Raw genomic sequence first — 15,765 nt, 5'->3', positions numbered from 1 at the left:
ACTATCTCCGTTTATCGTAGCGTGAGTTATTCGGTTTACGATGATGGCCCCGCTGCTGGTCTTTTCTCGAGTCCGGTTCGTCGCCGTCTGAAATCGCCGCGATATAACTCAGGCTGACACGTCCGAGTTTATCGATTTCGATGAGTTTGACCGGTATTTCCTGCTCTTCTGTAAGAACATCCCTTACCGACCTGACGCGTTGATGCGACAGATTCGAAATATGGCAGAGACCTTCCTTGCCCGGCAGAAATTCGATAAACGCGCCGAAATCCATAATCCGCTTTACCTTGCCCTGATATATCTTGCCCACTTCCGGCTCTTCGACGAGCGCGAGAATCTCCTTCTTGACGTCATCCGCTTCTTTCTGCATTTTGCAGTAGACGGTCACCTCGCCGTCGCTTTCGATATTGATCTGCGCGTCGTATTTCTCGCTTAGTGTTCGAATCATTTTACCGCCCGGCCCGATAACGATTCCGATCTTTTCCGGATTGATGCGGAAAATGATTATTTTCGGGGCATACTCGGAAATGGCGGTCCGCGGTTCCTTTATTGTTTCCGCCATAGTCGCGAGTATCTTGAGCCGCCCTTCTTTTGCCTGTTTCAACGCGGCTTCGAGTATCTTTCTGTCGACACTCTCGATCTTGATATCCATCTGGAATGCGGTAATGCCGTCTTCGGTTCCCGCAACCTTGAAATCCATATCGCCAAGATGATCCTCTTCACCCAGAATATCTGAAAGAACGACAAAACCATCTCCTTCCTTCACGAGTCCCATCGCGATTCCCGCAACCGACTTTTTGATGGGAACACCTGCATTCAACAGACTCAGCGTTCCGCCGCAGACGGTGGCCATCGAAGACGAACCGTTTGATTCGAGAACCTCGGATACGATTCTGATCGTATAGGGGAATTCCTCTTTCGGCGGCAGAACGGCCTTGAGCGCCCGTTCGGCGAGGTGGCCGTGGCCGATCTCTCTTCTCCCGGTCATAAGCCTGCCGGTTTCCCCGACGGAAAACGGCGGAAAATTATAATGGAGCATGAAGGTTTTCCTCGTATCGCCGTCGATATCGTCGAGAATTTTTTCATCATACACGGTTCCCAGCGTCGAGACGACGAGAGCCTGGGTTTCACCCCTCGTAAACAGCGCTGCGCCGTGCGTCCTTTTGAGAATATCGATTTCACAGGTGATGGACCTTATTTCGTCGGATTTTCGTCCGTCCGTCCGCACTCCGTCCTTGATAATCGAAGCCCTTACGATCTCCGATTCCATGGTTTCGAACAGCTCGACGAGAAGCTTTTCCTTCTCGTCCGGAATGGTCTCCTTGTATCGTTCAAGTGTCTCTTTGTAAACCTTTTTTATGGCGGCCTGCCGTTCGATTTTTCCTTTTACAAAACAGGCCTCTTTTAACGCGGGATATACCTCGTTCCGTATTTCATCCCCGTTCTCAAGCCGCGCCTCTTCTTCCGGCATCACCGTTTTTTCCCTGCCGATCAAAGCGGCGAGTTCCTTCTGTTTTTCACAGAGGAGTTTGATCCACCGATGCGCTTCCTCGATCGCGTCGATCATGAGTTCTTCACTCACTTCCTTCGAACCGCCTTCGACCATCGTGATTCCGGATTCCGTCCCCGCGACGACGATATCGAGCGTGCAGTTTTCCATCTGCTCGAAGGTCGGGTTGACAATCAGCTCGTCACCGACCGCGGCTATCCGTACCGCGGCAACGGGGCCTTTGAACGGTACGCCGGAGATATGAACGGCGGCGGCCGCCGCTACCATCGCCACGACATCCGGCGGATTGATCTGGTCGGCCGAGACGGTCGTCGGGATGATCTGTATATCGTTTCTGTAGTTTTTAGGAAAAAGCGGCCTCATGGGCCTGTCGATCAAGCGGCTTACGAGAATTTCTTTTGGATGCGGTTTGGCTTCCCGTTTGATAAACCCCCCCGGAATTTTACCGGCGGCGTAATATTTTTCATTATATTCGACGGAAAGCGGCAGATACCCGCAGTCATCCGACCGTTCGGAAACACATATTGTCGCGAGACAGGATGTTCCGCCGTATGAAGCAAAAACAGCGCCATTGGCCTGTTTCGCCATCCTTCCCGTTTCGAGTATCAGTTCTTCCGCTCCCAGTTTAATTGCAACTTGTTGTATCATTATAAGGTACTTCCTTTATTCTTGTTATCTTCTCAGCTTCAATAACGCGAGTGTTTCTCTGTACTTGTCCAGATTCGTCTTTTTCAGGTAATTGAGCAGCCGTCGTCTCTTCCCGATAAGCTGTCTCAACCCCCGTCGTGAATTATGATCTTTTTTGTTCACCTTGAAATGTTCGGTGAGATCCTTGATCCGCTGGGTAATAAGCGCAATCTGAACAACCGTTGAACCGGTGTCCTTTTCGTTTTTTCCATGCTGATTGATGATCTTCTCTTTCATGGCACTGCTTAAAGGCATACGTGTTATACTCCTTTCATGTAACTCTTTCGATAAATCGTACGGATATCATCCGTGTATATTCGCTTTTTTCCGGGGTTGCAAACCCGAGATCGTTCCCCCTTATAGTGACGGTACCGGCGGTATTTCCGGCATCGGTATCGAATACAACCTTGTATTTTCCGTCATTGGGAACAATCTGTTTTACCGTCCCCCGTTCTATTTCAAACGTTCCGTCGTTTCTAAAAACCGGACGCAAGGTCCTCATATCCAGTTTGTAATCATCTCCGAGCATTCTGCGGGCATCGTCAAATTCCCCGTCCCGGATGCATTTTCTGATTCGTGTTGAACTTATCGGCTCTCCTTTACAGGTAACGGGTTCGATGACCCGAATGTCGGTACTCCCGGCCAGCCCCGGCAGGGATTCGGCGGTAAAAGCCCGCCCCGAACCGAAACGGAAGTCACTTCCCACAACAACCCGCTTGACGTTCAACCGTTGATTAAGCAAAAGCCAGAATTCCCTTCCCGTCATTTTACTGAAATTCCGGGAAAAGTCAATCATTACGACGAATTGAATCGCAAATAATTTCAATTTTTCATATTTCTGCTCTGCGCTTAAAATGTTCCCGTCAAACGCCGCCGGGGAGAGGATCGCAAGCGGATTCTCCCTGAACGTCACGACAACGGGAACGAGGGTTTCGCCGGTCTCTGTTATTTCCCCTATCAGTTTTTGATGTCCGAGATGGATCCCGTCAAAAACCCCGATCGTCATCCCGATATCGCCGGAGATATCCTCCCCGTGTTGCATAAAATCATCCCATATGAGGATATTCACGTCAGGCTTCCTCCGACGACGAGAATATATTTACAGTCGTTTCCTTTTTTCTCGACGATGGCATGCAGGTCGCCTTTGCCGCACAAGGCATAACACCCTTCTTCCCGGGGAGGCTCTTCGAAGAAATCGTCATGGATTTTCGAACCGTTCCGTACCTTCGCCGCACATGAATCCTTTATCCGGATACTTTTTATTGTATCGATCAGCGGTAAAAAATACCCGTAGCCGCGTACGTCGGTCGAGGGATTAAAATCCGATGGAATAACCGCGTCGGCGAGCCTGAAATTACCGATCCCGGTCCGCTTCAACGCCGGCACAAAGGCACATGTTCCCGCCGCCTCTCCGATATCCCTGGCAAGGGCACGGATATAGGTACCGCCGGAACACCTCACCCTCACGGTGAGAAAAGGAGGAACGTATGAGAGAATATCGATCTCATCGATACTGACCTTCCTTGACGGAAGTTCGAACCGCTCTCCCTCCCTGATTCTCTTGTAGGCCCGTTTCCCTTTATAGTGCACGGCTGAAAAGAGGGGGGGCACCTGTTCGATCGTCCCATGGAACCCTGACACGGCGGTTTCAACAACAGCCGGTCCCGGTACGCTGCCTTCCTCCACAACCGTTCCTTCAGGATCGAGTGTATCCGTCCTCCGCCCGAACTCGATACAGGCTTCATATTCTTTTTCGAGACCCGAAAAAAGCGGTGCGAGTCTCGTGTATTTTCCGACAAGGACAAGCAGCAATCCCCCGGCAAAAGGATCGAGCGTTCCCGTATGTCCGACTTTTTGCGTCTTCAGCCTGTTCTTGATATCTCCAAGAGAACGAAACGAGCTTATTCCCGGCTGCTTGTTGAGAAGAACGAGTCCGTTTGTACCGGAGTGATTCAATGACTGATTTCCTTCAGCTTCTGAATGATCCGGAAGCCCCGTTCAATCGAGTTGTCCTCATAAAAACTGAGTTTCGGCGTATACCGTAAATGGATTCGTTTTCCGAGAAGCCCCTGAATATAACCGGCGGCATTATTGAGTATTTTCACTATTGTTTCGCACCCCACATCCCCGCCGTAGCTTGATATATACACTTTCGCGTATTGATTGTCGTTCGATACGGTCACATCGGTCACACAAATGAACGACGTAATACGCGGATCTCTCAACTCGTTCTTCAGAATTATTTCACTTATCTTCTGTCTGAGAAGACTTCTTATTTTCTTTTGCCTTATTTCTCCCATCTTTACCGCTCTCTTCCAGAGTTTTCGCGAACTCCTTCACTTCGATACTCTCGATAATATCGCCTTCCTTGAGATCATTATAATTTTCAATACCGATTCCACACTCGAAACCCGTTTCCACTTCTTTCGCGTCGTCCTTGAACCGTTTGAGTGAGGATATCTTTCCCCGGTAAAGCTCGATACCGTCCCTGACCAGGTGGACGAATCCGCCGCGCTTGATCCGGCCTGTCAGGACATAACATCCGGCGATCGTTCCGATTTTCGGTACCTTGAATACCTTTCGCACCTCAGCGGTGCCGACGACTTCCTCTCTGATTTCAGGAGAAAGCAATCCCTCCATGGCCTTTTTAATGTCATCGATCGCATCATAAATCACATTGTATTTGCGTATTTCGACCTTTTCCCGTTCCGCGATCATCGTGGCCGCCGGCGACGGACGGACATGGAACCCGATAACGATGGCGTTCGAGGCCGCAGCGAGGTTGACATCGCTTTCATTGATGGCGCCGGCCAGCGCGTTGATTACCGTGAGTTTAATCTCCCGCGTCGAAAGCTTCTCGAGGGCCGTTTTCAACGCCTCGACCGATCCATGAACATCTCCCTTAATAATGACCTTTAATTCCTTTATTTCACCTTCCTTGAACTTTTCGTACAGATTGTCGAGTGTTACACGCGAAAGATTCTTTGCTTCCTCGAGTTTTTTGAGTTCCTGCCGTTTGGTCCCGATCATTCTGGCGATTTTCTCATTCTCTGTCACCTGAAAGGGATCCCCCGCGTCCGGTATACCCGACAACCCGATAATCTCCGCCGGGAGGCCCGGAGTGACTTCATCGATTTTATCTCCCTTGTCATTGAATATGGTTCGTATTTTCCCCGGATATACTCCCGCAACAAACGAATCGCCAATCCGCAATGTACCCCTTTCGACCAGGACTGTCGCGACGATGCCCCTCCCTTTTTCGATTTTCGATTCTATGACCCGTCCCTGTGCCCTGCATTTGTCATTTGCCTTGAGTTCCAGCATTTCAGACTGAAGAAGAATACTTTCCAGCAACTCGGCGATGCCCGTTTTTTTAAGGGCCGATATTTCATTGAAGATGGTATGGCCTCCCCATTCTTCCGGCATAAGATCGAAATCGGCGAGTTGTTTCTTCACCTTCTCGATATTCGCGTCCGGAAGGTCGATTTTATTGATCGCGACGATGATCTGGACTTTTGCCTCGCGGGCATGATTGATCGCCTCTATTGTCTGCGGCATTACGCCGTCGTCTGCGGCAACGACCAGTACGACAATATCGGTCAGCTGGGCGCCTCTCGCGCGCATCAGGGTGAACGCTTCATGTCCCGGGGTATCGAGAAACACGATTTTCTGGTCGTGTATATCGACCGTGTATGCGCCGATATGCTGGGTAATCCCGCCAAACTCGGAATCGACGACATTCTCCGTACGGATTGCGTCGAGGAGTTTCGTTTTTCCGTGATCGACATGACCCATCACCGTGACAATCGGCGGCCGAGAGGTCATATCCTCTTCACGGTCGTCCTCACACTCGATAACCGTTTCATCGTACAACGACACGATATTTACCTTGCAGCCGTATTCATCCGCAAGGATCGAAGCGGTTTCGGCATCGATCTGTTGATTGATCGTCACCATCATTCCCATAACCATCAGTTTGGTAATCAGTTCCGAGGCTTTCAGGTTCATCTTTTTCGCGAGCTCAGACACCGTTATGACTTCCATGATTGATATTTCTTTTGGTATAGGATTTGCCTTCTTGTATGACTGCTTTTTCTTGACCTGAATGCATTTTTCCTGGTGTTCTTCGAACTTTTTCTTCTGATAATTGTTTTTCTTCTTTGTGAAATAGAATTTCCTGCCGCTTTGTTTTTTACCTTCGCCTATTGCGGATTTTTGTTTTGCGACCGGCGGGGTTTCCTTTTTACCATAAGGGGCCTGTTTGCCGCCTTCCTTGCCGCGCCGCAAGGCACCGCCCGGTCGTTTATCTTTTATACCGCCGTCTTTATAATACGACCGATTTTGCTTTCCGTGATCACGTTCATGGAACTTCCTCTCTTTATCTTTAAAACCCTTATTCTGATCTGTTTTACCCGGCTTTTTGTTATCGAACTCCCGTCTTGTGGATTTGTAATCCTTTTTTCCCGGGACAGTCCGGTCTTTTGTTTCTTTCTCTGTTTTTATCATTGTCGAAGGAAGTTTTTTCTTGACTTTGACGACCTTTTTTTTTACGACAACCACCTTCTTGACTTCTTTTTTCTTCGTCTCTTTTACCGATTCCGGCGGACTTTTTTTCCTGTGTTTGATGAGTGTCGTTTTAGGTTTCTTTTTCTTATCCTGTTCACTAGCCATAAAAATTCTTATTTCCCCTATTCTTCCTTTTCTTCATCTTCAAAACTTATCCCAATACCACAGTTTGGGCAACTGTCCATTGTCTGATTGATGGGCGCCCCGCATTCGGGACATTCATAGGTTTCCAATTCTCCTTCTTCCTCACCTTCCTCCGGTTCACTCTCCTGATCAGTTATTTCTTCACCGGAGTCCTCCGCTTCTGTTTCAACCTGTTCTTCCGTTTCAACCTCCGTCTCGACCTCCTTCTCTTCTTCGACAATCTCCACATTCTCTTCGATTATCTGCATTATTTTACTGACATCTTCTTCATTGATACCCTTGAGTTGAAGCAGTTCTTCCTCTCCCATCGAAACAAGTTCCTCGATAAGATAGATTTTATTATCAGCCAGTATTTTGACCAGATGGGGAGGAATATCCGGAAGTTCCGAAATCTGGCTGATCTCCTCCCTCACATCGCTAAAAAGGGCCGATACCGCTTTCTTTGTTTCCAGTGAGATGTCCATTGAAGCAAACTGTGTTTCTGTTTTAACATCGATATTCCAGTCAACCAGTTTATTTGCCAACCTGACATTCAATCCCTGTTTTCCGATAGCAAGTGCGAAATTATTCTCCGTCACGATAACCAGCGCCTGTTTTTTTGGTTCATCAAGGATAAGTACCTCTTTAACTTCAGAAGGTGAGAGGGCATTCTTGATAAAAATACGCGGATCCGGATCATACTTCAAAATATCGATTTTTTCTCCTTCAAGTTCCTTGACAATCGCCTGTATTCTCACCCCCTTGAGTCCCACACAGGCGCCAACGGGATCGACATCGTCCCTGTTCGAAAAGACCGCGATTTTTGTTCTATAGCCCGGTTCGCGAACGATTTTGAATATTTCGACAGTTCTGTCATAAATCTCGGGCACTTCGAGTTCGAAAATTCTCCTTACAAACTCGGCATGTGTCCGTGAGAGGATAATCTGCAGACCGGACTGATTTTTGGTCACTTCGTAAATAAGTGCCTTGATTCTGTCATTCAGGTGGTAAATTTCCCGTGGCGATTGATATTTTTTCGGAAGAATGCCCTCTACCTTCCCCAGATCGACGAAAATATTTCCGTTTCGTTCACGCTGATAATAGCCGATGATCATTTCACCCACTTTTTCCTTGAACTCCGAATAGATCGTGTCTTTCTGTATCTCTTTCAGACTCTGCCGATATTTCTGTTTGGCGCTTTGAACGGCTGATCTGTCAAACTCTTTCGGGTTGATTTCGATAAGGAGTTCATCGCCCACTTCACACTCCTTGTTAAAGCCGAGTGCGTCATTCAAGGCTATCTCGGTCACAGGATCTTCAACAATCTCGACAATCTTCTTTTGAGCGAAAACGGTCACCTCCGTATTGTCATCGTTGAATCTGACAACCACATTGTCGGCCGTACCGAATTTCCTTTTATATGCTGCTATCAGCCCCTCTTCTATACTTTTTAAAACAAGTTCCTCCGATATACCTTTATCCTGCACAAGCTGTTTTATCGCAAGGGACATATCTGTGGCCATACTTATTTTATTACCTCCTGCGTGTCATCAAGTTTCACCTTTTTTATCCGGGATAAATCAATCTTTCGTGATTCATCACCAATGCCGAGAAGGAGAGTATCATCCGTCACTCCTTCCAGGATACCTCCCAACCAGGTATTAGCATCATACAGCAATACTTTTATCCCCTTTTTTTTAAATATATCATATTCTCTCCTGGACTTGAAGATCCGGTCAAGTCCGGGAGACGAAACCTTCAGGACAACGTTATCCAGTTCTTCACATAGCTGAAGCCTCGGATGAATCGTCTTCGATATCCTGACACAGTCATCGATACCGACACCTTCCGGTCCGTAAACAACAACCAATACTTCGGATATATGTTTTGTCCGTCCGATTCGGACCTCGACAATATCAAATCCCATCCCGTTAACGACTGGCTCAATATCTTTTAATAAACGCTCAGCAAGCTCTGATTCAAACACTTTTTTATACCTATAAAAAAAGAGTCGATTTCTCCGACTCTTTCAACATTTGCTAAACAACAACGACTTAAATTAATATAATACTCCTCTATTATTATGTCAAGCTATAAAAGTATATATTTTTGTCGGTTATTCTCCGCGAACGTCTCAGGTCCTACCCGGATTACAAATGAGAAGCATAGATTTCATATAAGCGTGGTTTTATTTATCAATCGCCAGCGTAACGACATATATCCGCTTCACACCCGCCTCGAGAAGTACCCTGGAACATTCATCCGCTGTCGCGCCTGTCGTAAAAATATCATCAAAAAGGATAATATGAGAGTAATCGCAGATTTTCCTGCGTCTTAAAACGATATTGCCTTTGAGATTTTCCTTTCGGTTTTGAAAATCGAGGACTTTTTGGGGTATATGGATTTTTTTTTCCAGACAATCAAACAAGGGAATACCATACTCCCTTGTAATGATGGCCAGTATGGGTTTAAGATGATTACCGCCCTTTCGTCGTCTCTTTCGTTTCGCCGGCGGTACGGGAATAATCGGAAGCCCGGGATAATGTGTTTTAATCATCTTTCCCGTCATGTGTGCAAAAAGTTCCGCAAATCGACGTATCCCCCTGAACTTGTATGAGTAGAGAATTTCCTTTACCGCCCCGCAATATTCGAATAACGAAAAATTGGAATGGAAATGAAAATCCTGTTCCCGGCATCGGGTGCATACCATATGCTCGGAAATAAGCGGCATACTGCACTTTGCACATCGTCTGCCTTCAAGGGGTTTGATCTGCTTCCGGCATGCTTCGCAAAGGGGAATGCCGGGTTGAGAAGAGAAAAGGAGGACCTGTCCGCACATACGACATTTTCCGGGAAATATAATATCCAAGATTTGTTCAAAAAAGCTTGTTATTCCTTTCATAATCTCCTGTTGTTTTGTCCTGAATCCCCGGATGCATTTGGTTACGGACAGCCCTGACCGCTATTTACCGGTCTTGCATGAATCTGCTCGGTTTTGCCTTGCAATTCACCGCATACATACGCGATAAAACATAACCCGCAAGAGGATGTCGCTTTGATCAGGATCAATATGTATCACGCCTCATTAAAAAAATCCAGTATATATGGTAATAAAAAATTTTTTAGAATCACCACCGGATCACCCGGTAAAGCAACACACCGCCACCTGTCAGTTCATTAAGCGGAAACTGCTGATCTTTCACCCGCATGCCGTTACGACGAACTCCCTTCCATAACAGACTTGTCCTTATTGACATTCCTAAAAAAGTCGAATAGGATCACAATCATTACTTCGATGAATTGAATATGAAAAGGAAGACCCTCTTACCGATATGTTTTCCTGATATGCGGAGCAGTCCATGAAAAAGAAAAAGAAACAGTCCCTTGTTTTGTCAAAAAAGAATTCTGCGTCCTTATCGATACCCAAAACCTTGATCAATAAAGAAATACCGTTCAGATTTCAGGGAGAAAATCTTCGTTTTTACCTTTCCCAATCTCTTTTCAGCAGTTTTGATATCGACAGGGGAACCAGACTCCTTCTGAAAACGATCGCCCAGCACGTGGATATTTCATCGTATGAAACATGTGCAGATGTGGGCTGCGGCATCGGTGTATTGGGACTTTCCGTGAAAAAGAAATATCCGCACCTACAGGTAACGGGGATCGACCGGGATGCCCTCGCCGTTTCCATAAGCCGCCTTAATGCGACACTCAATAATGTAAAAGACGGGGTGTGTTATAAAGGAGGACTGGGACTGGAAAATGCGGAAAATGAAAATTTTGATATGATCATATCGAATATCCCCGCAAAAGCAGGAAATCCCGTCATCCGATCAATGATAGCACGCTTTTGCCGTTCACTCAACGAAAAGGGGTGCGCCGCTTGCGTCATTATTCAAAATCTTAAAGGTATTGTCGAAGATGCGATTGCGGCATGCGGTTCGGAAATCCTTTATACGGAAGAGACGAAGGATTACAAGGTCTTTCATTTCACTAAAGGTAAAAACTCCTCAACACCGGCCGTGCCCGATGACGGAACCACGTTACGTCCCTATATACGGGACAATGTTTCATTTGAATACCATGAAACAGCATACACGCTGGATACTGTTTTCAACATCCCGGATTTTGATACACTGAGTTACGGTACGCGTATTGCCATGGATATTCTCTACAGGGAACACATTGCAGGGAGAATCCTCATCTGGCGGCCCGGTCAGGGACATATCCCCCTTTTTCTACGGGAATATTATAATAAAAGTGTTACACAATATATCCTTGCAGGACGCGATCTTCTCGAACTCGAGATATCCCGCCACAACCTTCTCACGAATGATAACGTCGGCGTATCGATCTTCCTGCATCATTTTCCGACAGTTCATTCACTCTCGGAAATATGCGGAGAACCGGTCAACCATATCATATATTTCCCGGAAGCTGATTCCGCCGTGACGCCGTATGACGACCTATCCCCCATCCTTGAAAATATTCTCGCTCCGGACGGATCGCTACTCGTTACCGGGAAAAGTACGCCTTTGTATAGAATCAACAAACACCTCAGGCATTTTTCCGTTGTAAAAGATAAAAAATATCAGGGGTATCGGGGCCTTCTTTTAAGAAAAAAACCTTCCCGGCCGCCATCAACCCCGCATCATGCATCGCCGTTGTCGTGAGGAGATGATTTTTGCGATTTTCTCTCAAACAGGCTTTGATTCGTACTCGAAAAAAATCCGAAAAACGCATAATGGACGATACACGGAAAAAAATTGACAAACGGGGAAGGATTCATTTATAATAATGTTGATGCGTACAACCATACAATTAATCGATTATTGCCTTCGGAAGGGCGGATGTGACGAATGCCTGCCGGGTATGGGAGTAAGTCGTCTGTAAAATACTTCCCGGGGAGGGATTGATGGAAATTACAAACGGGCATGTATCGCCAAACAAATCAAATAACATAAAGAAAGCGAAGGAATCATCGAACATGAATGAAGTGACAAAAAAGGGAAAAACAGGAACGTCCGATAATATCATACGGCAATCGAATCAGCACTTAACGGAAACAGCCGCAAAGGCCAAAAAACTGCTTGCTAAAGAAGAGGCCGTTTTGGCCGGTCTGGAAAATATCGAGGTCGTTCTCCTTTCACACCACCATGACAAGGGAAGTAATGAATCCTATATCGATGAAATAATCGATAAAACACGATTCAATAACGAGAAGGTACTCGATAAATACAGGAAGACAATCACGGATGCGATTACCCGTCATGATATTTCACTTATCCGAGCACTTAAAAAAAAGTCCATGAAAAATCTCGGTGAGTATTCACAGGCAATAGAAAGAACAAAAATAATACAACAGAATATGAGATCGTTAAAAAGTGTTTCGGAAACCGAACATCCCGATCAACTAATACGAAAAACCATCGCTTCAATTAAAAAAGAAGGGGTTCCCGATTTTTTCCTTCCACCGCGTCAAAGAATTGAAGACCTTTTAAAGGACTGAGGACGCTATTTTTTTTCTTCCGCGAGTTCTTTCTTCCACCGCGATATGGCGGTGAGTGCCTCAAGCGGAGTGACCGTATCGATATCGAATCCTTCTATTTCCCTGATGACCAGCTCCGATGACGAGAAAAGCATTGATTGCTTCATGACTGGTTCACGAACCGTTTTATTCCCGGCCACTTCACGTTTACCGCATATTTCATGAAGAATGTCCTCGGCCCGATCGATCACCTCTTCCGGAAGTCCCGCGAGCCTTGCCACATGGATTCCATATGAATTGTCGGCCGGACCTTTTTTTACCCTTTTTAAAAAAACAATATCTTCTCCCCTTTCGAGGACACTCATCGAATAATTGACAAGCTGGGGATGAACAATAGAGGTAAGTTCATGATAATGGGTTGCAAACAGTGTTTTTGCGTGTTTGCGTGAAAGGATATACTCGGTGACCGCCCAGGCAATGGATAGCCCGTCGTTTGTCGATGTCCCCCTTCCCACTTCATCCAGTATCAGAAGGCTTTTATCCGTCGCGGAACGAAGAATATTAGCAGTTTCATTCATTTCAACCAGGAACGTCGATTCCCCGCGCGCGAGATTATCCATCGCCCCGACCCTGCAGAATATTTTATCCACGATACCGATAACCGCCTCATCGGCCGGGATAAAACAACCGCAATGCGCCATATGGACGATAAGGGCGACCTGACGTAAAAATGTCGATTTTCCCGCCATATTCGGCCCGGTAAGGAGGATGAACAAGCCTTCCTCATCGCTCATCGTGATACTGTTCGGAACAAACGAACCGGACCTCATATGCGCCTCAACCACGGGGTGCCGGCCGCCCTTTATTTCAAGCGACGCTTCGTTCTTCAAGACCGGTCTAGAAAATCCGTAAGTCGTCGCCGAGAAGGCAAAGGAATGCAGCACATCCAGCTTGGCCACCGAATCAGCCAGATCCAGAAGCATGGATATGTTATCCTTGACCCGATCTCTTATCCCCAGAAATAGTTCCTTTTCGAGACTGACAATCCGCTCGGAGGCCGAATTGATCTCCGACTCCTTTTCAACCAATTCATCCGTCGAAAATCGCTCCCCGGACACAAGTGATTGGCGCCGTATGAAATACTCAGGAACTAGATTCAAATTCGATTTCGTTACTTCAAAATAATACCCGATTATTCGATTATAGCGTAATTTAAGCGATGAAATCCCCGTCTTCTTCTTTTCTTTTATAAGCAGTTTCTGAAGCACCTCACGTACGTTTTCGGTGAGTTCCCGCAGGTTATCGAGTTCCTTATGATAGCCTTTTTTGATAAGGTTTCCTTCAGTAAGAAGAATAGACGGTTCTTCGGCAATCGATTCACTGATAATACCGATTATTTCTCTACCGCCCGCCACAAGGGGTCCGATCGCCTTATTGATGTGTTCCATTGCTTTAAACGGTGATAAAAGATCAAAGATCGAAATGATCCCTTCCAGTGAAAACCGAATACTCAGCAGGTCTTTTGCATGTGCTTTTTCCGTGGCGATTTTAGCCGAAATACGTTCAAGGTCGAGGATTCGGCCGAGGAGATCCCTGAGTTGCGATAAAAGCATCTGATTTCTGTATAATAGCCCGACGCTGTCCAACCTCGTTTCAATCTCTTTTTCATCGACAAGGGGGTGCAGTATCCACTTTTTCAGTCTTCTTGCCCCCATCGACGTTTTTGTGAAATCAAGGACTTCAAGCAGGGTATATCGTTTACTTCCGTCCTGGAGATTACTGACCAGTTCGAGATTACGCTGTGTGGATTCATCGAGGCAGACAAATGAAGCGTCGGTGATAATCTCGATCGACCGGATATGGGGAAGCATGCTTTTTGAGGTCTGACGGATATAATCAAGCAGCACGCCGGCAACCGGAATCAGGGCTGAATCCTCCCGAATACCGAATCCTTTCAGATTTGACACCCCCAATTGATTCTTGAGAATCGTATGATTCGCATCATAATCAAAACTCCAATCCGGATATCGGTTGACAATCAGCCCTTCACGCTGAAATAGAATTCTGCTTATGCGGTCGTCTTCTTCGACCAGGGCTTCGGAGACAATGATTTCTTTCGGAGACAGGCGAAGGAGTTCCTGTTTTAGACGTTCCACGCGTTCATCCGGAGAAAAATTTCCCGCAAAGAACTCCGCGGTTGAACAATCGATATAGGCTATGGCATACTCTCCCTTGTACCGGCCGATTGATACTATATAATTGTTTTCATTCCGTTCAAGCAGATTTTCGTCAATGACTGTCCCCGGCGTAATCACTTCGACGACTTCCCTTGTTGCAATTCCCTTGCCGGGTTTCGGAATATGAGTCTGTTCGCAAATCGCTATTTTTTTTTGCGCTTTGAGGAGTTTCGCGATATAATTCTGTGCGGCATGATAGGGAATGCCGCACATGGGAATATCGTTTCTTTTTGTGAGGGTAATGTCCAGGATTTGTGACGCTTCTTTCGCATCCTGCTCAAACATTTCATAGAAATCACCAAGACGAAAGAAAAGGATAGTATCCCGGTATTGTTCCTTTATTTTTTTGTACTGTCGCATCATTGGGGTTGCCGCGGTCATCCTGTATGCATTATATTTTAATTAATAAAGGAGTACAATATGGAGATAGAAAGAATTGATCAGATACCCGTTCAACCGCTCGAGCCGCCTTTACCCCCGGAAGAAACCATTACGCAACCCCCCCCGGAGAATACCGCAACCATTTCGGAAACGACGACACCGGTTCCGGAACCTCAACGGGTTGTTGACTTATTGGCGTGAAACAGTGTAGAATGTTCGAGAAGTATCAAAAAGATATTTCAAACAGGCGACCGGATGAAAAACTCTATATTTTATACAGAAAATAACAACAAGTTATTTATCAAAGCCAAAGGACATATAACGGCGCAAATTTGTTTCGGGTTGAGACAACGGGTTTTCAGACGTCTTGAGGAAAAACCTGAAATAAGAGATATTTACGTGGATCTTTCTCACTGTGAATATATGGACTCCACCTTCATGGGGCTTCTTATCGGTTTCAACAAGAAATTTTACAACCTCTACAGGCGAAAACTCTGCGTCATTCACCCCTCACAGGAATCACTTTCTCATTTCGCCGATCTGGGCCTTGACAAGATTCTTTCCTACAGTGAACGGGACATAACCTTTCCTGAATCGATGGAAACGATATCGCAGAAGGAAAAGATATCGCCCGAGTTCATTCTCAAGGCGCATGAAAATCTTATTGAAATTTCTGAAGATAACCGTAAAAAATTCAAAATCGTTAAAGAATTGCTTTCAAAGCAAATAAAGGAAAAAAAAGGAAACGAAACGTCTGGAAATCCGAAATAACG

At 46.1% G+C, this 15,765-nt stretch carries 14 protein-coding genes; 4 read left to right on the top strand and 10 right to left on the bottom strand.

The features are described 5' to 3' along the window. Position 1: 1 nt before the first annotated feature. The 9 genes from pnp to JW881_14335 all read right to left on the bottom strand — a co-directional run bounded on the left by pnp (position 2) and on the right by JW881_14335 (position 9,725). Positions 2-2,158, bottom strand: a complete 2,157-nt coding sequence (pnp, locus tag JW881_14375) for a polyribonucleotide nucleotidyltransferase (protein MBN1698698.1) — start codon at positions 2,156-2,158, stop codon at positions 2-4. A gap of 24 nt (positions 2,159-2,182) precedes the next feature. Next, a complete protein-coding gene (gene rpsO, locus JW881_14370; GenBank protein ID MBN1698697.1) occupies positions 2,183-2,452 on the bottom strand; it encodes a 30S ribosomal protein S15 in 270 nt (89 codons plus the stop codon). A gap of 16 nt (positions 2,453-2,468) precedes the next feature. Further along, positions 2,469-3,266: an adenylyltransferase/cytidyltransferase family protein gene (locus JW881_14365; protein ID MBN1698696.1), complete on the bottom strand. Its 798-nt coding sequence runs from the start codon at positions 3,264-3,266 to the stop codon at positions 2,469-2,471. Then, the gene (gene truB, locus JW881_14360) at positions 3,263-4,153 is read right to left on the bottom strand and encodes a tRNA pseudouridine(55) synthase TruB (protein MBN1698695.1); all 891 of its coding nucleotides are present in this window, start codon (positions 4,151-4,153) and stop codon (positions 3,263-3,265) included. The genes JW881_14365 and truB overlap by 4 nt, the downstream gene beginning before the upstream one ends. After that, positions 4,150-4,497: a 30S ribosome-binding factor RbfA gene (gene rbfA, locus JW881_14355; GenBank protein ID MBN1698694.1), complete on the bottom strand. Its 348-nt coding sequence runs from the start codon at positions 4,495-4,497 to the stop codon at positions 4,150-4,152. The genes truB and rbfA overlap by 4 nt, the downstream gene beginning before the upstream one ends. Continuing rightward, on the bottom strand, positions 4,442-6,868 hold the full coding sequence (gene infB, locus JW881_14350; GenBank protein ID MBN1698693.1) for a translation initiation factor IF-2: 2,427 nt from the start codon (positions 6,866-6,868) through the stop codon (positions 4,442-4,444). Before infB ends, rbfA begins: the two co-directional genes overlap by 56 nt. A gap of 17 nt (positions 6,869-6,885) precedes the next feature. Next, a complete protein-coding gene (nusA, locus tag JW881_14345) occupies positions 6,886-8,409 on the bottom strand; it encodes a transcription termination/antitermination protein NusA (GenBank protein ID MBN1698692.1) in 1,524 nt (507 codons plus the stop codon). A gap of 2 nt (positions 8,410-8,411) precedes the next feature. Continuing rightward, complete coding sequence (locus JW881_14340) at positions 8,412-8,813, bottom strand: hypothetical protein (protein MBN1698691.1); 402 nt, start codon at positions 8,811-8,813, stop codon at positions 8,412-8,414. A 261-nt stretch (positions 8,814-9,074) separates the two neighbouring features. Further along, positions 9,075-9,725, bottom strand: coding sequence for a ComF family protein (locus JW881_14335; protein MBN1698690.1), 651 nt, complete (start codon positions 9,723-9,725; stop codon positions 9,075-9,077). A gap of 520 nt (positions 9,726-10,245) precedes the next feature. Between JW881_14335 and JW881_14330 the strand changes: the two genes are divergently transcribed. Then, entirely contained in the window at positions 10,246-11,559 is a 1,314-nt protein-coding gene (locus tag JW881_14330; GenBank protein ID MBN1698689.1) for a methyltransferase, read from the top strand. A 242-nt stretch (positions 11,560-11,801) separates the two neighbouring features. Further along, the gene (locus JW881_14325; GenBank protein MBN1698688.1) at positions 11,802-12,395 is read left to right on the top strand and encodes a hypothetical protein; all 594 of its coding nucleotides are present in this window, start codon (positions 11,802-11,804) and stop codon (positions 12,393-12,395) included. Between the two features lie 5 nt (positions 12,396-12,400). On the opposite strand, the gene mutS is transcribed toward JW881_14325, so the two are convergent. After that, positions 12,401-14,974 carry a DNA mismatch repair protein MutS gene (gene mutS / locus JW881_14320; protein MBN1698687.1) on the bottom strand — a complete coding sequence of 858 codons (2,574 nt, stop codon included), beginning with the start codon at positions 14,972-14,974 and terminating at the stop codon, positions 12,401-12,403. 57 nt (positions 14,975-15,031) lie between these two features. Here mutS and JW881_14315 point away from each other — a divergent pair, with 57 nt between their 5' ends. Both JW881_14315 and JW881_14310 read left to right on the top strand, forming a co-directional pair. After that, a complete protein-coding gene (locus tag JW881_14315; protein ID MBN1698686.1) occupies positions 15,032-15,193 on the top strand; it encodes a hypothetical protein in 162 nt (53 codons plus the stop codon). Positions 15,194-15,247: 54 nt separating this feature from the next. Continuing rightward, the gene (locus tag JW881_14310; GenBank protein ID MBN1698685.1) at positions 15,248-15,763 is read left to right on the top strand and encodes an STAS domain-containing protein; all 516 of its coding nucleotides are present in this window, start codon (positions 15,248-15,250) and stop codon (positions 15,761-15,763) included. The last annotated feature ends 2 nt before the right edge of the window (positions 15,764-15,765 follow it).

This window comes from Spirochaetales bacterium, from assembly GCA_016930085.1.
Lineage (GTDB): Bacteria > Spirochaetota > Spirochaetia > SZUA-6 > JAFGRV01 > JAFGHO01.
The sequence above is the reverse complement of the archived record's forward strand: the minus strand, read 5'-3'. Positions and strand labels throughout refer to the sequence as shown.